At 69.3% G+C, this 24595-nt stretch carries 21 protein-coding genes; 9 read left to right on the forward strand and 12 right to left on the reverse strand.

The window, feature by feature from the left end; genetic code table 11:
- Positions 1-89 precede the first annotated feature (89 nt).
- The 8 genes from ABZV42_RS33590 to ABZV42_RS33625 form a co-directional block, all read right to left on the reverse strand.
- Positions 90-485: a GntR family transcriptional regulator gene (locus ABZV42_RS33590; RefSeq protein ID WP_355984141.1), complete on the reverse strand. Its 396-nt coding sequence runs from the start codon at positions 483-485 to the stop codon at positions 90-92.
- Positions 479-1438: a hypothetical protein gene (locus ABZV42_RS33595; protein WP_355984142.1), complete on the reverse strand. Its 960-nt coding sequence runs from the start codon at positions 1436-1438 to the stop codon at positions 479-481. Before ABZV42_RS33595 ends, ABZV42_RS33590 begins: the two co-directional genes overlap by 7 nt.
- Before the next feature lie 289 nt (positions 1439-1727).
- Positions 1728-1967 (reverse strand): SDR family oxidoreductase, encoded by a 240-nt coding sequence (locus ABZV42_RS33600; RefSeq protein WP_355984143.1) that lies wholly within the window; start codon positions 1965-1967, stop codon positions 1728-1730.
- A gap of 530 nt (positions 1968-2497) precedes the next feature.
- Complete coding sequence (locus ABZV42_RS33605; RefSeq protein ID WP_356055203.1) at positions 2498-3256, reverse strand: twin-arginine translocation signal domain-containing protein; 759 nt, start codon at positions 3254-3256, stop codon at positions 2498-2500.
- The gene (locus ABZV42_RS33610) at positions 3253-3729 is read right to left on the reverse strand and encodes a hypothetical protein (protein WP_355984145.1); all 477 of its coding nucleotides are present in this window, start codon (positions 3727-3729) and stop codon (positions 3253-3255) included. Before ABZV42_RS33610 ends, ABZV42_RS33605 begins: the two co-directional genes overlap by 4 nt.
- Before the next feature lie 24 nt (positions 3730-3753).
- On the reverse strand, positions 3754-5979 hold the full coding sequence (locus ABZV42_RS33615) for a glycoside hydrolase domain-containing protein (RefSeq protein ID WP_356055205.1): 2226 nt from the start codon (positions 5977-5979) through the stop codon (positions 3754-3756).
- A 1804-nt stretch (positions 5980-7783) separates the two neighbouring features.
- On the reverse strand, positions 7784-8329 hold the full coding sequence (locus ABZV42_RS33620; protein WP_355984146.1) for a putative immunity protein: 546 nt from the start codon (positions 8327-8329) through the stop codon (positions 7784-7786).
- A 228-nt stretch (positions 8330-8557) separates the two neighbouring features.
- The gene (locus tag ABZV42_RS33625; RefSeq protein ID WP_355984147.1) at positions 8558-9163 is read right to left on the reverse strand and encodes an ABATE domain-containing protein; all 606 of its coding nucleotides are present in this window, start codon (positions 9161-9163) and stop codon (positions 8558-8560) included.
- Between the two features lie 146 nt (positions 9164-9309).
- On the opposite strand from ABZV42_RS33625, the gene ABZV42_RS33630 reads away from it, so the two are divergent.
- A complete protein-coding gene (locus ABZV42_RS33630) occupies positions 9310-10647 on the forward strand; it encodes an MFS transporter (protein ID WP_355984148.1) in 1338 nt (445 codons plus the stop codon).
- Positions 10648-10804: 157 nt separating this feature from the next.
- Here ABZV42_RS33630 and ABZV42_RS33635 read toward each other — a convergent pair whose 3' ends face one another.
- The 3 genes from ABZV42_RS33635 to ABZV42_RS33645 form a co-directional block, all read right to left on the reverse strand.
- The gene (locus tag ABZV42_RS33635; protein ID WP_355984149.1) at positions 10805-11614 is read right to left on the reverse strand and encodes a hypothetical protein; all 810 of its coding nucleotides are present in this window, start codon (positions 11612-11614) and stop codon (positions 10805-10807) included.
- Between the two features lie 438 nt (positions 11615-12052).
- Entirely contained in the window at positions 12053-12430 is a 378-nt protein-coding gene (locus ABZV42_RS33640) for a hypothetical protein (RefSeq protein WP_355984150.1), read from the reverse strand.
- 565 nt (positions 12431-12995) lie between these two features.
- Complete coding sequence (locus ABZV42_RS33645; protein WP_355984151.1) at positions 12996-14156, reverse strand: ScbA/BarX family gamma-butyrolactone biosynthesis protein; 1161 nt, start codon at positions 14154-14156, stop codon at positions 12996-12998.
- A 122-nt stretch (positions 14157-14278) separates the two neighbouring features.
- On the opposite strand from ABZV42_RS33645, the gene ABZV42_RS33650 reads away from it, so the two are divergent.
- The 6 genes from ABZV42_RS33650 (at position 14279) to ABZV42_RS33675 (ending at position 20079) form a co-directional block, all read left to right on the forward strand.
- Positions 14279-14959: a ScbR family autoregulator-binding transcription factor gene (locus ABZV42_RS33650; RefSeq protein ID WP_356055207.1), complete on the forward strand. Its 681-nt coding sequence runs from the start codon at positions 14279-14281 to the stop codon at positions 14957-14959.
- Positions 14956-15915: an NAD-dependent epimerase/dehydratase family protein gene (locus ABZV42_RS33655; protein WP_355984153.1), complete on the forward strand. Its 960-nt coding sequence runs from the start codon at positions 14956-14958 to the stop codon at positions 15913-15915. Before ABZV42_RS33650 ends, ABZV42_RS33655 begins: the two co-directional genes overlap by 4 nt.
- Before the next feature lie 473 nt (positions 15916-16388).
- Entirely contained in the window at positions 16389-17132 is a 744-nt protein-coding gene (locus tag ABZV42_RS33660) for a TetR family transcriptional regulator (RefSeq protein WP_355984154.1), read from the forward strand.
- Positions 17133-17351: 219 nt separating this feature from the next.
- A complete protein-coding gene (locus ABZV42_RS33665) occupies positions 17352-18119 on the forward strand; it encodes an SDR family NAD(P)-dependent oxidoreductase (protein ID WP_355984155.1) in 768 nt (255 codons plus the stop codon).
- A gap of 49 nt (positions 18120-18168) precedes the next feature.
- Positions 18169-18972 (forward strand): carbon-nitrogen family hydrolase, encoded by an 804-nt coding sequence (locus tag ABZV42_RS33670; protein ID WP_355984249.1) that lies wholly within the window; start codon positions 18169-18171, stop codon positions 18970-18972.
- Positions 18973-19548: 576 nt separating this feature from the next.
- Positions 19549-20079, forward strand: a complete 531-nt coding sequence (locus tag ABZV42_RS33675; RefSeq protein WP_355984156.1) for an SRPBCC family protein — start codon at positions 19549-19551, stop codon at positions 20077-20079.
- A gap of 250 nt (positions 20080-20329) precedes the next feature.
- On the opposite strand, the gene coaD is transcribed toward ABZV42_RS33675, so the two are convergent.
- Positions 20330-20887 carry a pantetheine-phosphate adenylyltransferase gene (coaD, locus tag ABZV42_RS33680; RefSeq protein ID WP_355984157.1) on the reverse strand — a complete coding sequence of 186 codons (558 nt, stop codon included), beginning with the start codon at positions 20885-20887 and terminating at the stop codon, positions 20330-20332.
- Positions 20888-21529: 642 nt separating this feature from the next.
- Here coaD and ABZV42_RS33685 point away from each other — a divergent pair.
- The gene (locus tag ABZV42_RS33685) at positions 21530-22171 is read left to right on the forward strand and encodes a hypothetical protein (RefSeq protein WP_355984158.1); all 642 of its coding nucleotides are present in this window, start codon (positions 21530-21532) and stop codon (positions 22169-22171) included.
- Between the two features lie 596 nt (positions 22172-22767).
- A complete protein-coding gene (locus ABZV42_RS33690; RefSeq protein ID WP_355984159.1) occupies positions 22768-24594 on the forward strand; it encodes a GH3 auxin-responsive promoter family protein in 1827 nt (608 codons plus the stop codon).
- The last annotated feature ends 1 nt before the right edge of the window (position 24595 follow it).

Consider the following 24595-nt stretch of genomic DNA (forward strand, 5'->3'; position numbering starts at 1 on the left):
CAACGTCCTCTGGGCCCTCCTCCGCGATGGACGAACGTATGAAGCCACGCCACCCACTGCACGCGCGGCTTGACAGACCACATTAGGAATCACTGTCCGAGGTGGGTGGGTGGCGTGGAGGCGGGTGCGCCGCCCAGGCCGTTGTGTACCAGGGCGATCAATTCCTCGTCGGTGAGGCCGAGTTCGCGGGCCTGGGTGACGAGGTCGTGCACGGATTCGGTGAGCCGGGCGTGATTCGCGATGCCGGGGGCGGTGGTGACCACCGCGCCCCGGCCGCGTCGCAGCTCGATCAGTCCCTCGTCACGAAGCCGCTGGTATCCGCGGAGAACCGTGTGCACGTTGACGTTCAGCGATTCGGCGACCTGGCGGGCGGGCGGCAGCCGCTCCCCCGGGGCCGCGCTGCCGTCGGCGATCGCCCCTCGTACGCAGGCGGCGATCTGCTCGCCCAGCGGTACGGGCGAGCCTGGCTGGACACGGATCAGCATCCCCGCGCACGCTCCCCCGCTTGACGGTTCACCAGACCGTTGAGCAGTGCGGCCGCGGTCGTCGCGTCGTCGACGGTGACCACGTATTCGCGTCCTTTCACCGTACGGACCGAGAGTGCCTCCCCCGAGCGCAGCACCACGCCCCGCCGGTGCGGAAGGATCCGGTATCCCCAGCCGCCGAAGTCTCCCATGGCGTCGATCTGCGCGCTGCCGGCGTCGACGATGCCGTCCAGGGGCAGGGCTAGCCGGGGCCGTGGCAGGAAGGTCGAGGCGATCGTGAGTCCGCGCCGGTCGACGGTGACGCGTACGGCGGCTATCGGTGCGCAGGCCAGGCCGAGGGCGACCAGGGGCAGTCCCGCCTGCCAGGGGCCGAACACCGCGGTGACGAGGCCGCCGAGCGTGACCGCGGCGGCCGGGAGCAGGAGTGCTCGGGTGATGACGGTACGACTCCAGGCCGCCATCTCGCCCTCGGCGAGCGGCAGCGAGGGGAGCACCGGGGCGGTCGCGGATCGCGGCGCGGTCCTCCCCAGCCACCATGCCAGCGCGCCGGTGGCCACTCCGATGATGAGCAGCAGCACGGCCACTTGCCACATGGGCAGCCGTGCGTCGGCCGGGTCGTGGACACCGGTGTTCGCTACGACCGTGGCGATCAGCGCGTAGCCGAGGAGGACCGCCGTTCCGGCGCCGACCGCGACGGTCACCCGCACTCCCGAGCTCTTCCTGGCCACCGCGGCGAGGACGGTGAACAGCAGGCCGACGCCGACGATCAGACCGACTCCGGACGACAACGCGGCATGCCGGCTCATGAAGCCGTCCGCCGTGCCGTCCATGGAGAAGTGGGTGGCCATCCGTACGAGCAGCCGTTCGTGGTTCGCCCGGAAGACGGCGGCGTAGGCAGCGGTGGCCACGACGAACGGACCGGCCGCCAGGGCGCACCTGCGGATGATGGTCAACTGAGTCCCCCTCACATCGTTGTTCGCATTCAAGTAGAACAATGACACACGGACGGGCGCCCTGGAAGCCGGTATCCGATTGGCCGTGGCGCCAGGCGACTGCCGGCCGGATCGGGCCGCAGCCCGCGGCCGACTGACAACTGACGGCTCACGCCGATGGCTGACGGCTGACGGCTGACGGCTGACGGCTGACGGCTGACGGCTGACGGCTGACGGCGAGGGTCGATGATCGGTGGGCGGCTTCCACCCGCACCCGCGACGAACGCGGGGCCGGTCTCCGCGTCCCGGATCAGGTGATGCGATGTCCCCCGTCGACGTGCAGCACGGTTCCGGTGATGAATCCGTTGCGCATCAACGCGAGGAACGCCTGCGCGACGTCATCGGGGTTGCCGACACGGCAAGCCGGGAGTCGCTCGGCCAGTTCGGCGAAGACGGCCTGTTTGTCCATGCCGAGCTGGTCCCAGAGGGGGGTGTCCACCCAGCCGGGGGAAATCACGTTCACTCGCACGGGCGCCAGCTCGATCGCCACCCGTAGGGGGTGGCGCCGGGAACCACCCTGGCCAGGACCGGCCACGGGAGCCCGGCCGCAGACAGAAAGAGACCCTGCCCCGCACAACACGGGACAGGGTCTCCACAGAGCGCCGGGCAGGCCTTGCACCTGCATTTCCCCACAGGAAGCGGGACGTCTTTCCTTGGACCACCGACGCATCACCGACCGGTACGACTTCCGCCGACCAGTTCAAGATCGACCTTATCGCACACCTGGACCGGCACGGAACGGAACGGCGTCGGAGCCGATGTCGATCAGTTCCGCACCTGCGTCGCAGGACGGGCCGCCCGAGTCGTCGAGCCGGTTCGGCGGCATTCCATGGCGGACCCCTGGCCGACCCGTGGCCCACATGGGTTGTGGGCCACGGGCCGTGCGGGCGTCGCACGCCGTACGGACATCCGGGACGGTCGTGGCCTGCGGTGAGTGTCAGCCGAGGTGTGGCCGCCGCGGAGGGTTCGAAGCTGGACCGGACCCGGAGGTCCTGGCCTGCGGCCGGCTGCCGGCTTCCGTCATGCCTGCCGTGCGGCGAGGCGCTTGGCCGCGGAACGGCGATTGGGGAGAAGCGGATCGACCACGACGCCGGAACCCCTGCCCGGGGTGTAGTTCCACGTCCTCACCTTGTCCGCGACGCGGGTCAGGCGCTCGTCGCCAGGTACGACGTCGATGTAGAAGAGGGATTCGTCCGGCTTGGAGTCGTCGCCGCCCCAGCGGACGATGCCTTCGAGGTCGGCGAGGATGTCGCGGACGACCAGTTCCTGCTGGGGGAAGAAGCCGCCCCGGGCCCCGCTCGGGTAGTGCCCCGGGCGGATCTGCACCGCGGTGCCGGACGCCTGGTTGGATTCCGCCAGGCCCTTGCGGACCGTGCCGGGAGAGCGCCAGCCCACCACGTCGCCCTTGTGCAGGGCGTCGATCTCGTAGTGGAAACGCCGGACGACATGGACGAGTAAGGTCTCCACCTCGCCCATGCGCACGGCGACACCGGCCAGCGGGGTGCCGGGGACGGGCCGGGTGAAGACATTGCCACCTTCGTCGGCGCCCCGCTCCATCTCCCAGCCGTTGCGCGAAGGCTTGCCGGTCTGGACGCGTTTGTCCCGGGCCTTCGCTCTGCGGACGGCTTCCCGGACCTTCACCGGGTCGGGGCCACGGTCGGCGGCGTAGGCCGGAGAAGTGAGGAACTGGGAGGCGGGCAGGGACGCTGCGAGCGCGGCGGTGGTGATCACCGCGGTTCGGGTCAAGAACGTACGGCGTGACAGCTGAGGGGTGTTCAACTGATGTCCTCTTTCGTGAAGTCGGTCCTGGATCGCCGCTCGGATTCAAGGGCCGCGAAGACTCCGAGAACGAGAGCGATCAGCGCCAGCCCCAGCACGGCGGGGTTGACGTACTGCGGGACGGCGGCCGCGTACGAACCGTCCCCGGTCACATGGCAGTTCAGGTGCAGCGGTACGAGGGAGACGTCGACGCCGGAGACGTGTGCCGCCTGCGCCGCGGGCACCGCGTCCCGGCACGCCTGGGTCGTCATCGTCTCGTCCCGGACCAGATGGACCGCGCCCCAGGCGTACATCAGGGCCGCCGCCGCCCCGGCCAGGGCCGCGCCGGCGCGCAGCCGGACGCCCAGGCTCGCGCGCCGGATGCCGCGCCGGGCCAGTGAACTGGCGCCGTACACCGCCAACGTCACCGCGACGATCAAACCGATGAGGATGATCGGCAGGATCACGGCCAGGCTGGGCTGATCGTTGTTCATGGAGTCTCGCTAACCGCTTGGAGGTCACTGGTTCCGGATGATGCCGTTGTACTTCTCGAAGACCTGGTACAGCCCCATGCGCTTGGTCGCGTGGGCCACCGCCTCGTCTCCCCAGCCCTGGTAGCGCCGCAGCACCTCGAAGATCTCCGTCTCGGTGTAGTCGAGGCGCATGGAGCGCAGGACCGTCTCGCCGCCCGGGGGGTTGTGGCCCCCTTCCTTGCCCTCCGCGTCCCACAGGTGGATGAGCGACACGGTCTGAAGGCTGAAGGCGTTGTCCTTGTTGACCTTCTGCCACATGGTCCAGATGTCGTCGTCCTTGGCGGGGTCGAGAATGGTGCCGGAGACGTAACCCTTGTTGATGCAGTGGTTCCAGGCACGGATTCCGACCTCGCCGCTGATCTGGGCGATGCCCGTGGACGAGTCCCGAATCGGCGTCATACCCCCGCCGATGCCGGTGTGGTAGTAGGCGACGGCCGCGTCCACGCCCTGGTCGACGATGTCGTAGTGGCGCATCTCCCAGTACGCCGACGTCTGGATCAGCGCCTTGCGCATGCCGTACCGGGTCGACTGGGCCGTGACCACCGGGTCGTTGGCGAGGATCGTCTCGAAGCACTGGGTGTGGGTGAAGATCTTGTTGCCGCCGTCGTCGGGGAAGCCGATCGACTGCATGTACTTGCCGATGTCGTCGTGCAGGGCGTTGAGGAAATTGCCGTCGAACAGGACGTCGGGAAGCATCCCGCGCGGCTTGTTGAAGGAGTTCTCGCCGATGTCGAGGCCCGAGGCGACGTTGTTGTCGATCTCGATCTTGCCGTCGCCGGAGCCGACGGTACGGGTCACGATCTGGTCGTAGGCCCAGTCGGGCGGCAGGGGGTAGCCGAAGTTCCCGGAGAAGCCGGACGACATGTCGGAGACGAACGAGGCGGAGGTGTGACCCGCTTCGGCGACGCGCGTACAAACGTTGCGCGGCCCGTACACCCCGATCCTGAAGCGGTTGCCGTCGTCGGTGATGGCGTCCTGGATGCCCTTGAAGTGTGGCAGGACGTTGCTGGTGATGTCCGCGTCGAGCGCGTCGAAGTCGACGGCGAAGAAGATCCGCGCACCGGACTTGAAGCCGTGGTCGAGGGCGGCGTTGACCGCAGCCTGGCCGGCGGCACGACCGGCCGGGTAGCTGAAGCTGGAGGCGTCGCGGGCGTAGGTCTGGTAAATCGGGTAACAGCGCAGGCCGTTGTCGGCGATGGCCTGGAGCTCGCCGGGCTGGATCGCCTTCTCGGGCAGGGACGTGGTGCTCGGGTTCGTCAGGTAGCGGCCTACGTACTTGACGCCGTCGGCCTTCAGGGCTGCCGCCCGGGCGGCCGTGATCTTGGTGACCCCGTCGCAGGCCTCGCCCTTGCGGGTCTGGTCGCCGTACGAGACGAGGAGCGAGGCCCAGGTCGAGAAGTCACCGGCTCCGGACACGGGGAGCTTCGCGAACGACTGGAAGGTCCTGACCGCGGCCTGCGTGTCCGCGGTGAAGTCGCCGAAGGCCACCGCGCGTTGGTTGAGGATCATGGCACCGGAGAAGAGCAGCGCCCAGGTGCCGGTGGTACCGCTCGCCACGGCGTGGCTCTTGAGGCCGTTCTGGGTGCCCGGGCCGAAGACGCCGTTCGCCGTACCGTCGGCCATGCCGAGTTCGTACTGGATGGCGAAGAGCATCGACTTGGAGACGTCGCGCGAGTTGTGGCCGTCGCAGGGGACGATGAAGTAGTCCGCGCGGTTCACGTAGCGGCCGTTCATCCACCGCTGCACGCTGCGTATCGAGTCCGTCCCGGAGTTGACGGTCACGTAGGCGTCCATGTTCAGCAGGGCCTTGAACACCTTGGGCGTCAAGTCACCACCGGGGAAGGCCACGTTGACCCCCATGTCGACCTTCATGCTGGAAATCCCGGACTGTACACGGGAGTTGTACGTGCCGTCGATGTCACCGCCGTCGTAGCCCTTGCAGTACATGGCGGACTGAATGATCCGGCAGAAATCCGCCGAGGGCATCGTGGAGGCGTTCAGTTTCGGGTACTTGGAGGCGAGCGTCGACAGTGTGCCCGGTCCGAATGTGTTGGACAGGGTGGCGATTCCCAGTTCGTACTGGAGAGCCCTGGTGAGGGCGTACATGACGGGCCAGCCCGTCTTCCCGTCCTCGTTGACGGTGACGCCGATCCTGCTGCCGTAGACGCTGTTGACGAATTTCTGGGCGCGCAGCACCATCTCGTCGGCCATGGGGTGGTCATGCTCCTTAAGGTCAAGGGTTATTGGTTGTGGGTCATGGGTTACGAGCTATGACCCACGGATTTCCAGTTACGGGTTACGGGGTGGCGGACTTCGGGACGGGCGGAAAAACGGAGAAGGCCGATGTTTCGCGCAGAGGCGAAATCAGGCGCTGACCGGTTTTCGTCCTCGCCGACGGCATGTCGCAGCGGCGGCACGCCTCACCACCGGGGAGAGAAGAGTTCAGCTGTTCGCGCCGATGGCGGGCTCATGGAGCAGTCGGCGGGACACGGAAGGCGTCCGGAGTCCGTCCGGATTCCGCCCAGATTCCTGGATTCCGCCCTACGCCGGACGGGAGAGCGCGGGAGTGAAATCAGATGCCCGCGTTCGCGAGCCGCGAGGCATCACTCGCGACTTTCCGCTCGCAGGGCGGTCGGCGCCATTCCGGCCGGGAGATGCCGGCCTCAGCGCTTCAAGCGCTGCCGGACGAGGAGTTTCGATGCGCAGCGGATCTGCGCTTACCAGTCGCGTTTCAGCAGGTGGTTCTCGATGGACAGGGAGGCCGATACGACGATGGAGGCTGCATGGGTCGCTGCGGCCGAGACGCAGGGTGCGGCAAGACTGCCGTCCGGCCGACCACCCCGCCCCCGTCCCCCTCCCCGGTGAACCGCGACCGCCACCGCCGGCCGCGAGCACACCGCCTGCCACGGGAACAGCCGCAACGGTTAAGCGGCGCATTCGTCTTCTCCTGGTCACTCTCGTCCCCCAACCTGCTGTCTCTCGTCACGACACGAACAGCGCATCATGACGCGTCGAATCCACGGAAACGGTCCGGCCCTCGGTTTGCGGCAGGCACGTACGACCGTTTCCGACGCACAGGAACTTGAGCCTTGCGGAGAACACATGAAGGTGTCGACCGATTATTCGGGGCGCTCCGCAGAATGCGTACGGGCACGCCGAAGGGAAGTCCCTTCGGTGCTGTCGCCGACGAATATTTCAGGCCTCCGGGGCTGCCGGTCCGGAACGTGTCACATCTGGCGGTGTCAGCCGACTCACTGGGCGGACAGAAGGACCGGACTCCAGGCGCCGCTGCCAGAAAGGCCAACAAAGGGCGCAACCTTGACGGTCGAGAGTTTTCCGTCCATACGGAAAGACACCACGGATCCCCATCCCCCATGATGCCGCCGTCAGGACAGACGGCGGCGTGATCACGACCCTGCGCCAGAAAGTGCCCTTTGTCAACGGGTGGCAAAAATGCACTCATGGCGCCACGAATACGAGGCATGGAAGGCAAGCGAGTCGCAACTCGCGCCGAACGGACCGCATCGGTCCCGAGCGCCCGCGTAAAGCTTTGGCCATGGGATAGCAAATGTACGCAGCCGGCATACAGATGGCCGGATCGGCCCGACCTCGAGATTTGGTGACGGCTCACCATCGGATTCATCGGCTCGCATCAAAGCCCGCATGGCCGAAAAAGATAGGGCTGAGTGGGCGAGTCCGGATCGCCAGGGCGAACGAGGCTCACATGTTGCTTGCTCCGCCAGGCCGCAGATGGTTGGCTGAACTCGCGATCAAATCCAGAGGTTGACCGGAAATCACCGAGCGCGCGAAGGGCGAAGTCCGGGCCGTTCCCGCACCGTATGCCGACCGCCGGTTGCGGCGGCGCATCAAATGCCTGAGTAAAAAATAGATGGGCCCCAGGCCCACCCGACCCGGCATCGCATGCGTCCCTGGGCGACGCCGGGTCGGTGCCGGACCGGTCCGTTACCGCCGGCCATCATCAACGAAAAGGCTTCGTAAGGACGTTGACAGTTGTTCAGCGATGGAGGTGCGAACGAAGGTGAACGTCCAGCAGACGCGTCAGTTCACCCACCCGTCCGCCACCCTCCGGCGCCGCCGGAAAGCGTTCGAGCACTTCCACCACGACGCGCGTCGCACGATGCGCAGCCTGCTCCACATGTTCGGCGCCGATGCCCGGATCGTGTCCTGCGCCGAGTTCGGCTGCTCTGGCCGCGTGAGCTCCTGCTCCGAGAATGTGCTTGACCTGGGTCGCCTTGGCCAGCGGATGCAAGTAGGCGGCGCCTGCCGCGGACATCGCCGCCCGAGCGGCCTCCCGCGCCGCCTCGGTGTCCGCGCTCTTGGCCGCCTTGAGGGCTGCCCACGCGGTGTCGCGCAAGAGCTTCCCCCGCTCGCCGCCCCGGGCGAACTCCCACGCGGCGCTGATGGCGTCTCGAGGCCGTGTGTCGTCCGGCCGATCCGTCTCGAACACCTCGAGCACCGCTTCCGCGCACGCCGCCGCGAACGCGGTGACCTCACGAAGGTCTTGTTTGCTCAGAGCGATTTCGCCCTCGTCACCTGGCACGCCTCCATCTTCGGCCAACCTGCCGGGCTGGGGCGCCAATTCCCCCTTCGAGGGCAACGCCGGTGATCGGCGGGCTGCTCGGCGCCACCATTCTCGTACTGGCGATCGCCGGCGTTCCGCAACTGCGCAGATTGCCGTATGCCGCTGGGTGCGGTCGCCTGCCGTGACGGCTGTCAAGTGAGCTGGGCGCGGTCACGTGCTTCGTGCCGCTCACGTGCTTCGCGCCGGTCACGTACTTGGTGCGGTCACCTGCTTGGTGCGCCAGGTGCTCTTCTTCGACTTGTTTCCGCATGTCTCCATCGAGCACCAACGCCGGTTGCCGGGACGGGACGTGTCCAGGAACCAGGCGGCGCAGTGAGGTCCGGAGCAGGCGCGCACCTGGGCCAGGGCGGGGGACGTGGCCAGCGTGATGGCATCGCGCGCGATGTCCGCAAGCACCGCGCCGACAGGATCCTCGGCTCCGCACATCGCCGTGCCCGTTTCGTCGAGCCGCGGCACCGGTGTCGCTCCCGCGGCGGCCGTGTTCAACAGCTCGCGTTCCGCCGGAGGACAGGCGGCCGTACCGCCGTCGCCACGAGCCACCGTCAGCAGCACATGGACCGCTTCGCGCAGTGCCCGCGCCCGGTCGAGGACGGCCGCCATCGGAACCGGGATGACCACGTCGGCGGGATAGGGCCCCAACTGGGCGACCCAGTCGGCCAGATCCTGAGCGGTGGCCAGTTCCTCGGTGGCGTCGTCCGTGCCGCGCAGCCGCAGGGTGCGCATGAAGTCGAGGCACAGCCGGCCCGCACCGCTGCGGAATCGAGCGGTCGCCGGTTCGGAAGTGGGAGCCATGACAACCACCCTACTGCGGAACCGGTTTAACTGGTACGTTGCGGGAACCGGTTAAACAGGTTCCACACAGACATGCCTGTCCGGTCCTCTTCCTTCTCCCTTCCGCCCTTCCACTTTCCGCCCCTTCCATGGCCGAGGTGCGCGTGATGTCCGACAGCCCTGACAGCCCTTCCCCTGCCACTCCTCCGGCCCCTGGCCGGCCGCTGATCCTGCTTCTCTCCATCGCCTGCGGCATCGCGGTGGCCAACGTCTACTTCCCGCAGGCCGTCAGCCCGCTGATCGCCGAAGACCTGGACGTGACCTCCGCCTCCGCGGCCCTCGTGGTCACCTGCGCCCAACTCGGCTACGCGGCAGGCATCTTCCTGGTGGTGCCGCTCGGCGACCGGCTGCGCCACCGCGGCCTCGTCACCGCCCTGCTGCTCATCACCTGCGCGGGACTCGTCCTGGCCGGAACGGCCTCCTCCCTCACCGTCCTGGCCGTCGCCGGCACTCTGATCGGTCTGACGACGGTGGTCCCGCAGATCCTCATCCCCATGACCGCGGGGCTGACCTCCCCGCAACGGCGCGGCGCCGTGACAGGCACCCTGCTCTCCGGCCTGCTCGGCGGCATTCTGCTCGCCCGCACGTTCTCCGGGACCCTCGGACAATGGCTCGGCTGGCGCGCCCCCTTCCTGGTCGCCGCTGGCCTGGCCCTGGTTCTCGCCCTCGTGATGGCGGTGGCATTACCCCGCACCACGCCGAGCACCAGTCAGCCCTACTCGAAACTGCTCGCGTCCTCCGTCCAACTGTTGCGTACCGAATCGCTGTTGCGTCGTTCGTGCCAGTACCAGGTACTCGCGTTCGCCGCGTTCAGCGCCGCCTGGACCGCGCTCGCCCTGTTCGTCACCGGCCCCCGGTACGAGCTGGGCACTCCGGCGGTCGGCATCATCGCCCTCGTGGGCGCGGCCGGCATGTTCGCCACCCCGGTCGCGGGCCGGCGCAGCGATCGGGACGGTCCGGACGCCGTGAACCTCGTATGCATGATCGGAGCCGTCGCGGCGGGGGTGCTCCTGCTGACCGGAAGCCTGGGCGGGGTCGTCGGACTCGTCGGCCTGGGAGCGGGCATGCTGCTGCTCGACGTCGCCGTGCAGTCGGGCCAGGTGGCCAACCAGGCCCGCATCTTCGCCCTGCGCCCCGAGGCTCGCGCCCGCCTCAACACCGCTTACATGACTTGCGCGTTCCTGGGCGGAAGCGCCGGCTCGTGGCTCGGCGTCCGCGCGTACACCGCCTTCGGCTGGAACGGGGTGTGCGTACTGGTCGCGGTCCTCGCCGGCCTGGCCCTGCTCCGCCATGTCCTTCGAAGCCGCCCGGTCCGAGCGGACACAGCGGGCGCGGCAGTCGCGTCAGGCGTCGCGGGCACAGCAGGCACGGCTCCTCGAACCCCGGCACCGGCCGAGGTCAGCGACCGCGGGGGCAGGGACCTGGAAGCCGACCACGGACGGTGAGCCGGGCCCGCGCCGCACGCCGAGCGCGAAGCGAAAGCATCGACGAGAGAACAACCAGAGCTGGCTGGGCGGGATAGAGGGGATGGTGGGATGGGGCAGGCGGGTGCAGATCATGGCGGGCCGGACAGCCTTCGCCGGGCTCGAAGACCCGACCGCGTCACCCGAGGTACTGCATGACACGGGACCACGCGGTCGGTGTGCCGGACCCGGTGGCTACAGGGCGCCCGTCCCGCAGCCGACGCCAGACCGGCCGGGGACAACGGCCTTTGGGGCGGCCGTCGGTGAAGTCCTGGTAGGGCACCTTGAGCGGCTGGAGACCGATCTCGACCCAGTGGTCCTTGCCCGTGAAGTCCCAGCCGTCGCCCGGCATACGGATGTGGTCGTCGCGACGGTCCTTGTTCTGGCTGGTGATCTTGAGGACTTCCGCGTGGTGGCGACGGTTGCTCATGACCACGCAGTAGCGTTCCTTGCGGCCATCGGTGTCCCGGAACGGCACCACAGCGTGCCAGATCTCACCCGGGCCCGGGCGGCGCTTTCCCGAGTTGAGGCCGCCGTTGTCCCACAAGCGCACCGCCAGCAGGCACAGGTACGCCGTGAGCCCCGCCGCACCGCACTGCGCCATGGCGCGCGCGCTCCACTCGGGCGCGTCGAACCGGACCGCGGCCCAGTGGGCGGCGATCTGACCGAGCACCAGCACCGCTGCCGCACGGGCGAGGAAGACCCATCGGGGGCGGCGCCGCCGACGGTTCGCGAACAAGGCCACGCCCGCGGCGGCGACGACGGGTATGCCGTAGAGGACCGTGTACTGCACCGGGCCCTGCACATGCAACGGCGGTTTCTGCGACGCCATCAGGTCGGGCAGGGTGACCGGCAGTGCCAGGGTGTAGCCGACGGTGATCCACAGGTTCAGCAGCAGATAGCCCTTGACGGCCACGCCCAGGCAGGACGTGTTGGTGCGACGGGTCACCGGATTCCTCTTCCTCTGTACCGAGTGCCGCATTATGCAGCCAGCCGCACCCTTGACGGACGCGAAGTCGAGGGTTGCTGCGCGGACGACACTCAAGGTGCTGTGGCTATGGCCCGGCGCCGACAGCCCTGCCTCGACCTGGCGTAGAGCGACGGGTGCTGCGGGGGCTTGCGAGGGCGATACGCAAGTCGTAGGGGACAGTCTTGGCGTCGGAACCACAGCCGATACGACGACGGCACCATTCCGGATCCTGCGGCTGACGCGGCACGGGCCTTTCAAGCTGACGTCGTCGCACGTCCCCGCACACCCGCCGACCGGGCGCGGCGGGAGGGGCGGTAGCCGGGGTGCAGAGGGCGCGAACCGGCTCTTGATCGTCTAGTCCCGGCAAATGCGAGTCACCCTCCTGGCCCAGCACTCCAGTGTGATTTCGTGATCGAGCTAGGCGTCGAGGTAGTGGTAGTCCCCATCCGGGAGGCCGATCACCAGGCCGCCGTTGTGGACCCTCCACTCGCTCATGCCGTCGACGTCGTGGCTGACCAGAAACAGCCCCCGGGGCCTCTCGTCGTACTCGTCATCCGGGTAGGAGGCCGGGATCTGGGCGATCTGGCGCAACCTCTCCTCGAACCAGTCGAGGGACACCGCGCGGATGTCGCCCCCGTAGAAGGCCCACCTGACGTAGTTGTACTGCCGGGCGGGGAAGGCCCAGCCCCCGCTGTAGGTGCGCTCCGGATCGTCCGCTTCCACGATCTCCTTGATCTGGGCCAGCTGTCCTTCGTCACACTGAAGCCAGCCCCTGACCGAGACCATGGTTCCCATGGCAGTGGCTCCTCATTCGTGTGGCGCGCTGCCCTGGCGCACCGTTCCTATGGGCTTGCACGCTAAGGGTGAACTGCTGGGCCGCACAAAGGGATTGCCAGGTGGATCAACCGCCTCGGGCGAGAGCGCCATCCCCATCCGGTCGGCCCTCGCGATTTTGCGCCGGGCCCGGGTGAGTATGAGAACGGCCAACGCGTGATCAGCAGGGGTTGTGGGGACTCCTGAGGATCGTCCGATGGCCGCGGGCCGCAGCATGGACGTGGCCCGCTCGCAGGCGATGTTCGACCAGGCCATGGCCCGTATCGCGGGCAGGTTTCGCCGAATGGAACCGCGGGCGACGGCAAGGGCGTTCATCCTCGGAATGCTGTCCAGCTTCGAACGCAAGAACAACGCGTCGGTCAGGATGAGTGTCTGCGCGGGGGCTGTGGACGCCTCCGCGCAGACATTCTCACCCGACGAACGCCGGCGCCTGCGAACAACCGGTGGAGTGCACTCGTGGTTCAGGCCCGCCGCGGAGCGGCGCTACCAGGAGATCCGCGAATGTCGCCGGCGGAACCGGACGCGACTACGAGTGGACGGAGACCGGAGCCAGGGTGACGGTTGAGCTGAAGATGTCGCGGTCGTCCTGGCGGGCGGTGACGCGGACACGGGTACGGCCGAGGGCGTCGGCCGGCAAGGCGTCGGCCAGGATCCAGCACGGGGCGTCGAGTTCCGCGTAGCGAGAGAAGACGGACTCCATCCCGACGGCGACGGTGGGCGTGGGGTGGGCCAGTGCCTGGGCAGCCTGGCGTGCCGCCTCGAGCAGCAGCATGCCGGGGGCGTGGTCGACCGGGTGGTCGAACAGGATCGGGTGGGTGGTGTCCGTCCGCAGTTGCCAGCGGTCGGGAGTGTGCGTCGGAGACAGCACCACGTCCTCGAAGCCGTCCCTGCCCACGGGGCGCGGGGACGCCGGGGGCGACAGCGGCAGAACACGGACGGCGCCGATGTCGGCGTACCGGCCGCGCAGACGCTCGTAGACGGCGCGGTCCTGGATGGTGAAGCGGGAGTGCGCGGTGGCGAACGGGGCGCCGTCGCGCAGGACCTCGACGGCCAGGGCTATCGAGGAGGCGCGGTCGCGGCGGTAGGTGACCTTCGGGCAGGTGATGCGCAGTTCGACGAGGGCGGGACCGGGATCCGAACCCGTGCGCAGGGCAACAGGCGCCTCGGGACCGGATTCCGAACCCGCGCGCAGTGCGACAAGCCCCTCGGGACCTGAGTCCGACACGCGCGGTGCGATGAGTTCTTCGGTGCCGGATTCCAGGCCCGAGCGCATGTCAACGGGGCCGGCGGGTATCTCCGGGGCCGGGTCCACGAGGTGCCAGTCGAGGTCCTGCCACAGGAGCTGGTGGCCGAGCGGCACGGCGTAGGCACCGTGAGAGAGCAGTGGCAGGGTCTGGCGGATCGTCTCGCTCAGCAGCATCGGGTCGAGCAGGCCGTGGCGGGTGCGGTAGAAGCCGTGGTCGCGGGGCCATCGGGCGGTGATGGTGAAGGCGTCCGGGCCGGTGCGCTCCCATGCGCGAAGCAGCACCTCCTCCGGCCTCGTCTTGTGCGTGTAGTTCTGCGGTACAGGTGCGAGCGAGCCGGTGGCGTGTTCCCCGACAGCAGAGGCGCCACTTTCCTGGACGGCGGCGGTGACGTGGTCCCGGACAGCGGTGGTGACGTGTTCCCGGACAGTGTTCGACGGCATGACTGAATCTCCCCCTGGGTTCAGCACGGACGGAATGCCGGTCCCGTTTGGTCTCTCGGGCCCGGCTCGAATAACATAGAGGTCGTTCTTTTTGTTTGTCGAGTGGATCAGGAGATCAATTGATGGCGCGTCAGCAGGAGCGTGCGGTCAGGACCCGGGGAGCACTCGTGCGCGCGGCGGCCGAGGTCTTCGACGAAGTCGGGTACTCCGGCGCGAGCATCAACAAGATCCTCGACCGGGCCGGCGCCACGACCGGAGCCATGTACTTCCACTTCAAGTCCAAGGAGGAACTGGCGCGCGCGGTCATCCTGGAACAGGCCGCGGACCTGCGGCTTCCGGAAGGCGGAGGCGGCCTCCAGCAACTCCTGGACATGACCGCCTACCTGGCGGTCGAGATGCAGAGCAACATCCTCTTCCGGGCGGGCGTACGGCTCGCCGTGGAGCAGGGAGCGACCGAGCTCCAGGACTACGCGATCTACGAGTGGTGGGCAGACCAGTTCCGCCAGGAGCTGGAGCGGGCCCGCGAGATGGGGCAGATCCTGCCGGACGTCCAGGAGGCGGAGTTCGCCCGGGTGCTGGTGGGCGCCTACACCGGCACACAGATCATGTCCCAGATCTCCACCGGCCGGGCCGACCTGCCCGAGCGGATCGCCTCGATGTGGCGATGTCTGCTGCCGGCGCTGGCCCCGCCCGAGGTCATCGCGGAGCTGGACCTGTCCCTGTACAGCGGCATCACATCCGCGACGGCCGCCGCCGACACCGACACTGGCTCTGACGCCGCCAAGACGGAGCCCCCGGCGTGAAACCCCTCGAAGTGCTGCTCACCGGCGCCACCGGCTTCGTCGGATCCGAGGTCCTGCGTAGTGTGCTGCGCGAGCGTGCCGGTGGGCGCGACATCAGCGTCCGCGCCCTCGCGCGGGCGGCTCCGCCGGGCGACGCGGACACGCCGCCCGGCCTGTCCTGGGTGCCGGGGGACCTGTCCGACCCGGCGTCACTGCGCGGCGTGGCGCGCGGAGTAGATGTACTGGTCCACCTCGCCTCCCGCGTCTCCGGCAGCCCGGAGGCGTGCGAGGCCGTCAACGTGCATGGCACCCGGACGCTGCTGGACGAGGCCCGGCGCGCCGGCGTCGCACGGATCGTGCACCTGTCCACCGCCGCGGTCTACGGGCCTGGCCCGCACCGGGGCATCGCGGTGGACGAAATCCGACCCGCCCCCGTATCCCCGGCCAGCGTCACCCGGCTCGCCGGGGAGCGCCTCGCTCTGGAGGCGGGGGCGGTCGTGCTCCGGCCCGGACTCGTCCTCGGCGCCGGTGACCGCTGGGTGGTGCCGGCCCTGTCGGAACTGCGCTCCAGGGTCCCCGCCCACTGGGACGGCGGCAGCGGGCTGCTGTCGGTGATCGACGTCAAGGACCTGGCCCGGCTGATCGTCACGCTCGCGGAAACCGGCACCCCGGCGGGCCCGGCGGTGCACCACGCGAGCCACCCGGTGCCCGTCAGCAACCGCGACCTGATGGCCGCGCTGACGGAACGCGGCCTGCTGGACCCCGTCACCGCCGACTGGACCTGGGAGAACTGTCTGCGGCGGCTACGTCAGGTGCCCGGGAGCATGAGCGAGCGTCAGTTCTCGCTGCTGGCCCGCGACCACTGGTACGGCAGCGAGGAGATCTGGGGGATCACCGGCTGCCCGGCCGGCCCCGGCCCGCTGGCCCGTCTCGCCGAGTCCGCGTCCTGGTACCGCGTTCACCTGGCGGCCGCGTGAGCGATGCGCGGGCGTCGTACGACGGATGCGCGCAAGGTGCCAAAGTCGTTCGGCAGGTACGCGAGCGGGGCGGCACCGGCTCCGCTCGCCGATAGGCTCCGGGGCACCGAAACACCGAAGCAAGCACCGTAATCGTGTTGCCCGGTCCGGGAGAGCCGCCGGTCCGGCGGCCCCGGATCACTGCCGGAAGAGGGCCGAGGAGCACCGCGCCCGTCCCACCGACAGCCGGTACGTACGTGGCCGAGCAGCCGGTGGCGGCCCGGGTGCCGCCGAAACCGTCTCCTCCACCACGCGGCGCCCGGCACCGGACGCCCCGGGCCGCTCAGGCCCGACCGGCGCAACGCCTTCTAGCAGCCCGGAGGAACCGTGCAGCCCGGTCGAGAACAGCGGACCCCTCCCCCTCCCCCTCCTTCTCTCCCGCAGGCAACCCCCGTCACGCGGGAACGGCTCTGTCGTGGCGCGGAGGTCCCGGCGTGGTGAGACAGTTGCGGGCCGAACAGACCCGCCACGCACTGATCGCCGCCGCCGCCGCGGAGTTCGACCGGCACGGGTACGCCGGGACCTCCCTCTCACGGATCTGCGGGACGGCCGGCACCACCATGGGCGCGCTGACCTTCCACTTCCCCACCAAGTGCGACCTCGCGGAAGCCGTACGCGCCGCCGGCGACGCGGCCACTCTCGCCGCCCTCGGCACCATCGCCGCCGTACCGCGCCCTGGCGTCCAAGTGGTCATCGACCTGACGATGGAGCTGGCCCGGCTGCTGGAGCGGGACGTCACCGTTCGGGCGGCCGGACGCCTGGCACAGGAGCAGACGGCCGGCCCGGCGCAGCGGCCCGCCGGGTGGGTCCGCGTCCTGCGGGACCTGCTGGAGCGGGCCCGCTCCGAGACCGACGGGATCCAGGTTCCCTGCGACAGGGATCTGCGGGACATGGAACTGCTGGTGGCCTATCTGATGGCCGGCGCCGAGGCATCGGTGCGGTCCGGGGCAGCAGGCGGCAGCGCGTCGCAGGAGTTGCGGGCGCTGTGGGCGTTCCTGACCTGCGGCGGGCTCCACGCCGCCCTCACGGGAGACTCTCCCCTCACCGGAAGCTCCTCCCTCGCGGGAGACTCTCCCCTCACCGGAAGCTCCGCCCTGACGGGAGGTGGCTGCTCCGCCGAGAACAGCGCCCTCACCGCGGACGGCTCCCACGCCCGGAAGTCAGATGGGTCGCTCTGACGCCTCGACTGCTGCCCTGCCACACCCAACTACCTTTTCGATACGACCTGTTGGTTACAGCCCTGCCAACCCGCACCACCCGAACCACCCGAACCACCGACCCTCCCCCGCCCCACCACGACGCGCCCCCGGCACCCTCGCTCTCCCCGCCGGCCCGCCTGCCCGCCTGCCCGCCTGCCGGACTCCCCCGTCGCACCCGCCACATGAAGGAGCGTCCCCTTGACCACCGCCCGACGCCACGCGCTCGTCACCGGTGCCTCCCGCGGCATCGGAGCCGCCGTCGCCGCCGAACTGGCCGCCGCCGGTCATGCCGTGGCCGTGCACTGCCACTCGGACACCTCCGCCGCGCGGGCCGTGGCGGACGCGCTGCCCGGCGACGGTCACACCGTCGTGTCAGGCGACCTCGCCGACCCCGACCAGGCCGCGGCGGTGCTGGCGGCGGCCGTGACCGCTCTGGGCACCGTCGACGTGCTGGTGAACAACGCCGGGATCTACGCCGAACAGCCCGTCACCGGGACTTCGTACGCCGACTGGCAGGCCTCTTGGCGACGCATCATCGACGTCAACCTGCATGGCCGCGCCCAGCTCACCTGGTGCCTGGTCGATCACCTGATGCACCGTCCGCAAGGCCCTCGCGGCGCCAGGATCATCAACATCGGCTCCCGCGGCGCCTATCGGGGCGAGCCGGACGCCCCCGCCTACGGGGCGAGCAAGGCGGCCGTGCACGCCCTGACCCAGTCGCTCGCACAGTCCCTCGCCCCGCACGGCGTCACGGTCACCGCCGTGGCACCCGGCTTCGTCGCGACGGAGCTGGCCGAGCCCCTGCTCACCGGACCCGACGGCGACGCCATCCGCGGGCAGAGCCCGTACGGGCGGGTGGCGGACCCCTCGGACATCGCCGCGGCCGTGGCCTGGCTGGCCTCCGACCGGGCGGAGTGGGCCGGCGGAGCCGTGCTCGACCTCAACGGCGCCTCCCACCTGCGCTGATGACATGACGCCTCACACGGAAACGGAATCCACCATGAACGGTACGACGGTGCGCGCGGCGCTCCTTCAGATCGATGTAGACCCCGGCGAGACGGTCGGCGCCCGCCGCGAGCGTGTCGCGGACCTGGTCCGGGCCGAGCGCGATGCGGATCTGGTGGTGTTGCCCGAGCTGTGGCCCGTCGGCGCCTTCGACTTCGAGCGGTTCGACGCTCACGCGGAGCCGCTGGCAGGCTCGACGGCCGCGGCCATGGGGGCGGCGGCCAAGGATGCCGGGGTGTGGCTGCACGCCGGTTCGATCGTCGAGCGGAGCCCGGACGGGGCGCTTCACAACACCTCGCTGCTCTTCGGGCCCGACGGTGGCCTGCACGGCACGTACCGGAAGATTCACCGCTTCGGCTTCGACCGCGGTGAGGCCGCCCTGATGACAGCCGGGCAGGAGGTCGTCACCGCCCCGCTGACCGGCACCGGGCTGACCGCCGGCCTGGCAACCTGTTACGACCTGCGCTTCCCCGAGCAGTTCCGGCTGCTCGTCGACGTGGGCGCCGATCTTCTGGTCGTCCCGGCCGGGTGGCCCGCGCGGCGGCGCTCCCATTGGTCGCTGCTGGCGCGCGCCCGCGCGGTGGAGTCACAGGCGTACGTACTGGCCTGCAACACCGCGGGCACGCATGCCGGGGTGGAACAGGCCGGGTACAGCGTGGTCGTCGACCCGTGGGGCGAGGTGGTAGCCGAGGCGGGTGCCGGGGAGCAGGCGCTGCGGGTGGAACTGGACCCGGGCCTGGTCCTCCGGACCCGCGAGGAGTTTCCCGTGCTGCGCGATCGTGTGCTGGGCGTACCTGTTCCGCAGCCCGCGTAGGACGGACGTGGACTGGACCGGGGACGGGACCCGGGCAGGTCCGGAGCGGAACCCAAGCAGGTCCCTGCCGGGCCCACCCGGACCCCCAACTCCCAGTCCCGGTCCCCGGCGCCGGGCCACGGGCGACTTCACTGCCAAGCCCGGCGTGTTGGAAGCAGCCCTGGTCACGGACGAGGCGGATGCCCCCTGAGGCCCGAGGTATCGATGCGCGGCCGGGCTGCGAGCGGGTCGTCGGACCGCTTGGCGAGCACCCAGGGCAGATCGACAACGGGGCGCTGCTCGACGCCGCGCACCGGCCTGCCGACGGTGATCCAGGCAACGTCGGGGTTGCCCGCCAGAAGGGCGTCGAAGCACCCGCGACTGGAGGTCTCGGTCAGAAGATCGTTGCAGGGCCCTTGCGACAACCGTCCGGTGACTTCGTACGGATCCGGACCGGCGAAGGGTTCGAGCTTGTCGGCGTGGAAGGCTGACCAGCGCTGAGATGGTGGGCAATCGGCCGCTGTCGTGGCCTAAAAGGCCTGTTGCGAAAGTGGATCAAGGCCGTGGACAATTCCGGAGTCTGACATTGGGGGCGACATGCGATTTGCTGATGGCCCGAGCGTGCACTGCGATGTTCATGTCGAGGCAGACGTGTCGCGGGTCTGGGAGCTGGTGACCGACATTCGTCTGCCTGCCCTGCTCAGCCCGGAACTACAGCGCGTCGCTTGGCTCGATGGCGCGGAACGGCCTCTGGTAGGTGCGTGCTTCGAGGGCTACAACCATCACCAGCAACTCGGCGAGTGGCGAACCATCTCCCACGTGGTCGAGCTGGACGAACAGCGGGTGTTCGCCTGGGTCGTCACGGATGCGGACGGCCGATACGGAGAACCGACGTTGGATCCGGCGAAATCCATGGCGTCCTGGTCCTACGAACTCGAGGCCGAGGGCGGGGGGACCCGGCTGCGACAGTCGGCTCTCATCGGGCCGGGCCGCAGCGGAGTCACGCTGGCCCTCGATCGCTGGCCGAATCGGGAGGAGGCGATCATTACCCTCCGGATGAAGGAACTGCGCGCCGGAATGGAGGCCACCCTTCGCGGGATCAAGGCGTTTGCCGAGGTAGGCAGCTAAGGACCTGTTACGGGGTGTCACAGCCGGTCGTTGATCGCGGCGACCTGCGGCTCCAGTACGGCCCCCTGCTCGTCCGTTACTGACGGTGAACTCGCGGTGTCGTAGAAGGCTGACGGTTCGTGACTTCCGCGGCATCACGGAAGCATGCTGAATGCAGAAGGTGGCGGTTGGACCGCCGAACGGCCTCTGACCCGTGAGGAGTTACAGCTCCGGGCGGCAGAGCGGTTTGGCCGGGGCGAGGCGAGCACGGTCATCGCGAGGGGTTGCCTGGCTCCAGTCCTGCGGCCGGCGTCAGCACGTCATCTCGCCTCCGGGGCAACTTATTCGAGGCCTTTCTCACCCTCGCTGCCGCCTCACCTACTGGAAGACGCTCGCTCAAATCACCATTCGGGACCCGGTCTTGTTGACTCATCGCGGTGACGAGGGTGGAGGAGATGTGGGCCAGGGCGGGGTCGGCAGCCATGAAGAACGTTTCGACTCCCGCCAGCTCGTGGTTCATGCGGGCCATCGGCATTTCGTAGTCCAGGTCGCGAACGCCACGGACTCCGCGGATGACGACATCGATTCCGGCCCGGCGGCAGTAGTCGACCAGCAGGCCGCCGGTGTGGGAGTCGACCTTGACGTTGCTCAAGTCAGTCGCTGCCACGCGGAGCCGGTCCAGCCGTTCGGTTATGGGGAAGCGGCCGGTCTTGTTCGCATTGAACATCACGCACACGATGACCTCGTCGAACAGGAGGGCAGCGCGCCGGAGTACGTCCTGGTGCCCTTGAGTGACAGGGTCGAAGGATCCTGGGAAGAGGGCTCGCATGATCGGAAAGAGTAACAAGCGGCCGGCCCCGGTAGTGAAGTGCCAAGCGGGTCGGGGCCCGGTACGCCGCCTTTATGGTCTCCAGCTGGCGTGACCGAGCAGGTCCTGCACCATCCGCCACGGAACGCCGTACGACAGGCGGAAGGCCCGCCCCGGCACGCGTCCACTCCTATTCGATCCGCATCCGCTTCAACACGTCGATCCAACAGCGAAGTCGACCACGGCGGCCGGGCCGACACGGCACAGCGTCGGTACCAAGGTGGCAGCGGCGCGCCGGGGTTGCCACGGGTACGGCACTGCCGGGACCGCCACGGACACAGCACTCATGCCGGGTGGTCACGGCGCCCGTGCGACAGGGCAGTGGCCCCGCGTCAGGCAGCTGCGGCCCCTGTGCCGGGACCGCTGCGACGGACTTGCCCAAGTAGACGGGTAGTTCGGCCGCGGAGGCGGTCGGCCCTTGTGGCCGCAAGGCAGCCGTGTAACGCTCTTTCCCGAGCCCGTATGTCTTCTTCCGGACGCTCTCCGTACCGCCGGGTCCCACAAGCCCGTTCGCGCCGCACGGCGGCTCGTCACCTCTTCCCGAAGCGCCGCCTCGTGCGGCGCTTTCTTGTTCACCGACACCGAAAACGCTAGGAGTTGGCCGTGGCCGACGAAACGTCCCCGTGCACCTCGACGCGCTGCCGCAGAGCGGACGGCGACACCGCCCGCCCGCGCGGACGGCGCGCCGAGCCCGGCAGCCGCCTGTGCGGCCTGTGCCGACGGGCCGTGGTGCGTGACCTGGCCGCGCTGCCGGAGCTGCACGGACACAGCGAGTCCGAGGTGGGCCAGCCTTCCGGTGGTGCTCCCGCGCAGCGCATCACCGGCAGCCGGGAAGCGGCTCTGCCGGTGCGGTCCGCGGCCCTGGAGGCCCGCCGCGGCGTGGTCACCGAGCTGTCCGCCTGGTCCCGGCTCGTGGTGGACGAGGTGACGGACGCCGCACCGCCGCGCCGGACGGTGGCCGACATGGCCGCCTTCCTCGGCCGCCACGTCGGCTGGCTGGTGACCCGCCCGGAGGCCGGCACGTTCGCCGACGGGATGGCGCGGGCGGCGGCGGGACTGCGGCGGGAGAACACCGCTCCGGCGGCCGACCTCGTACCTCTCGGACAGTGCGTCGAACCGGGCTGCACGGCCGAGGTGTTCCTGCCCCGGCGGGGCGGCGAGGGCCTGCTGCTGCGCGGGCCCGTCTGCGCCGCGGGTCACGTCCTGACCCCACGTCAGTGGCTCGCCCTGCGGGAGGCGGCGTGAGCGCCCGCGCCCGGCGCGTGCCCACCGAACTGGCGGCACTCGTCCTCGGCGTCCGGGAGGTCACGATCCGCCAGTGGGCCCGGCGCGGCAAGATCACCCGTTACGGAACCGCGCGGCGCGCCCTGTACGACCTCGACGAACTGTCCGAGCTCGCCCGAACGACCACACCCCCAGCTTCCGCTTCGACTACGGCTTCCGCTTCCGCTTCGACTTCGGCTACGAGGCCGACCTCAGCCACGGCCACAGCCTTGGCCCCGATCGCGGCACAGCCACAGCCACAACCACGACCGTAAGCGCGACCGGCACACCGCCGCACCCAGGCATCCCCGCCCCCCGCAACTGACCCGCCGGGGGCGGTCGTTCGCCCCCGGCCACCGCCCTCCCCCGCGCCGCACCACCCCGTCACGCCCTCTCTCCACCCTCGGATGCCCGAAATAGCAGGCACCCCCATGCCCTACGTGACCGTTTTGTTCATATTTAGGTACGCACGGGCCCATTCACCCACACCTATCCACATCCATGTCAACAACCGCAGCCATTTTCACAGTCACAGCCATTCCACAGCCATCTCCATCCGCAAGGAGAAACCACACCCGATGAACACCACCGACTGGCAACAGCACTGGAACGACCGCCGTGACCCCTTCGTGCAGGAGTGCCTCCAGGCCCGCGACGACCTGCTCGCGGACCTCAAGGACCCCAAGTCCGCGCAGGAACGGGTGTTGCGCGACATCATCGGCGTCTGCGCCGACTCCCTTCACTGGAAGGCGCGCGGCTACAACGTCACCGTCGAGGACCCCTCCCGCTTCCGCTCGGTCCTGCCAATCAGGCGTTACGCCGACTTCCTGCCGGAGATAGAGCGTGAGACCCGCACCAAGGGAGGCGTGCTCTCGTGCAGCCCCGTGCTGCGCTGGCTCAAGACGAGCGGCACGACCGGAGTGCCCAAGCGGGTCCCGTACACCCTGCACTGGCTGCTCACCTACCGCATTCCGGCCATGAAGGCCATGTGGGGGACCTACCTCCTGCACCACCCCGAGCTGCTCGCCCACCCCTGGGCAACCCTGGACACCCAGACCGTCCGCGAGGACGTGTACGACTTCGTGCACGGCGTGGAGCACCAAGCGATCAGCAACCGGCACCCGCAGATCAACAGCCGTGACTGGAACCCGCCGTGGTACCAGTCCCCCTGGTTCAACGCTCAGGCGCCCTCCACCCACGCGGGCCGGATGTACCACCGCATCCGCCATCTCGTCGGCAAGGACCTGCACTACATCTCGGCCATCAACCCGAGCACGCTCATCTCGCTGCGCGACCTGGTCGCCGAGCACGGCACGGAGCTCGTACGGGATCTGCGCGAGGGTACGCTCGACGGCCGGCCGTGGTCCGAGCCGGACGAGGCGGCGGCCCGCCATCTGGAATCGGTGCTGGCCAAGGGCGAGTTCAGCCTGACGGACGTATGGCCGTCGCTGACCCTCTACAGCTGCTGGCTGTCCTCCAGCGCGGAGCTGTACCGCGCCAAGCTGGACGCGGTGCTGCCCGGTGTCAGCAAGCTGCCGTTCATGGGCTGCGGCACCGAGGGTGTCACCTCCGTACCGGTGGACGACTCGCTGGACAGCCAGCCGCTCGCGGTCGGCCAGGCGTTCTTCGAGTTCGTCCCCGCCGACGTACCGCTTGGCGGGCTGGTCGACGCGGGCACCCCGGTGCGGACGCTGCTGTTCGACGAGGTCGAGGCGGGCCGCGACTACCACCTGATCATGACTCAGGGCAACGGCCTCTACCGGCTGTGGACCGGCGACATCTACCGGGTCGACCGGATCGTCGACGGCACCCCGTGGCTGCACTTCGTCCACCGGGATGGCGTCTACCACTCCTTCACCGGAGAGAAGATCACCGAGGCCGAGGTCACGCAGGCCATCAAGCAGGGCATGGCCGGGCTCGGCCTCGACACCGGCCTGTACATGTGCGGGCCGCAGTGGGCGGAGCCGCCGCACTACGTCGTCGCCGCCGAGGTCGCCGTCCCGGGCGGGGACCTCGACCGGGCCCTCTCCCAGGCCGTGGACCGGGAGTTGTGCGAGGTCAACATCGAGTACGCCTCCAAGCGGGACAGCGGCCGGCTCGGGCCGCTGGGGGTGCGCACCGTTCCGTTCGACGCGATCACCTCGTACGCCGAATCCCGCAGGCAGGTCGGCAACGCCACCCAGTACAAGTACAAGCCGTTCCACCAAGACGTCGACTTCATGGCCGGCATCGACGGGAGCGGCGAGACCCAGCGGACCGACGAGACCGAGCGGACCGACGTGATCACCGCCGGTACGCCGGTCATCACCGCCACCGCCACCATCCCCGCCGACATCCGGCTCACCACCACCGCCACGCCCGCCACCATCGCCGCGGTCACCACCGCAGGCCGCTTCGGACGCTGAG

It is taken from the genome of Streptomyces sp. NPDC005281 (assembly GCF_040607495.1).
Classification (GTDB): domain Bacteria; phylum Actinomycetota; class Actinomycetes; order Streptomycetales; family Streptomycetaceae; genus Streptomyces.

Bases quoted from the DNA above. Each gene is read 5' to 3' on its own strand.
- ABZV42_RS33590 (WP_355984141.1), bottom strand. From the start codon at position 485: ATGCTGATCCGTGTCCAGCCAGGCTCGCCCGTACCGCTGGGCGAGCAG.
- ABZV42_RS33610 (WP_355984145.1), bottom strand. From the start codon at position 3,729: ATGAACAACGATCAGCCCAGCCTGGCCGTGATCCTGCCGATCATCCTC.
- ABZV42_RS33615 (WP_356055205.1), bottom strand. From the start codon at position 5,979: ATGGCCGACGAGATGGTGCTGCGCGCCCAGAAATTCGTCAACAGCGTC.
- ABZV42_RS33625 (WP_355984147.1), bottom strand. From the start codon at position 9,163: ATGGCTCCCACTTCCGAACCGGCGACCGCTCGATTCCGCAGCGGTGCG.
- ABZV42_RS33630 (WP_355984148.1), top strand. From the start codon at position 9,310: ATGTCCGACAGCCCTGACAGCCCTTCCCCTGCCACTCCTCCGGCCCCT.
- ABZV42_RS33640 (WP_355984150.1), bottom strand. From the start codon at position 12,430: ATGGGAACCATGGTCTCGGTCAGGGGCTGGCTTCAGTGTGACGAAGGA.
- ABZV42_RS33645 (WP_355984151.1), bottom strand. From the start codon at position 14,156: ATGCCGTCGAACACTGTCCGGGAACACGTCACCACCGCTGTCCGGGAC.
- ABZV42_RS33650 (WP_356055207.1), top strand. From the start codon at position 14,279: ATGGCGCGTCAGCAGGAGCGTGCGGTCAGGACCCGGGGAGCACTCGTG.
- ABZV42_RS33675 (WP_355984156.1), top strand. From the start codon at position 19,549: ATGCGATTTGCTGATGGCCCGAGCGTGCACTGCGATGTTCATGTCGAG.
- coaD (WP_355984157.1), bottom strand. From the start codon at position 20,887: ATGCGAGCCCTCTTCCCAGGATCCTTCGACCCTGTCACTCAAGGGCAC.
- ABZV42_RS33690 (WP_355984159.1), top strand. From the start codon at position 22,768: ATGAACACCACCGACTGGCAACAGCACTGGAACGACCGCCGTGACCCC.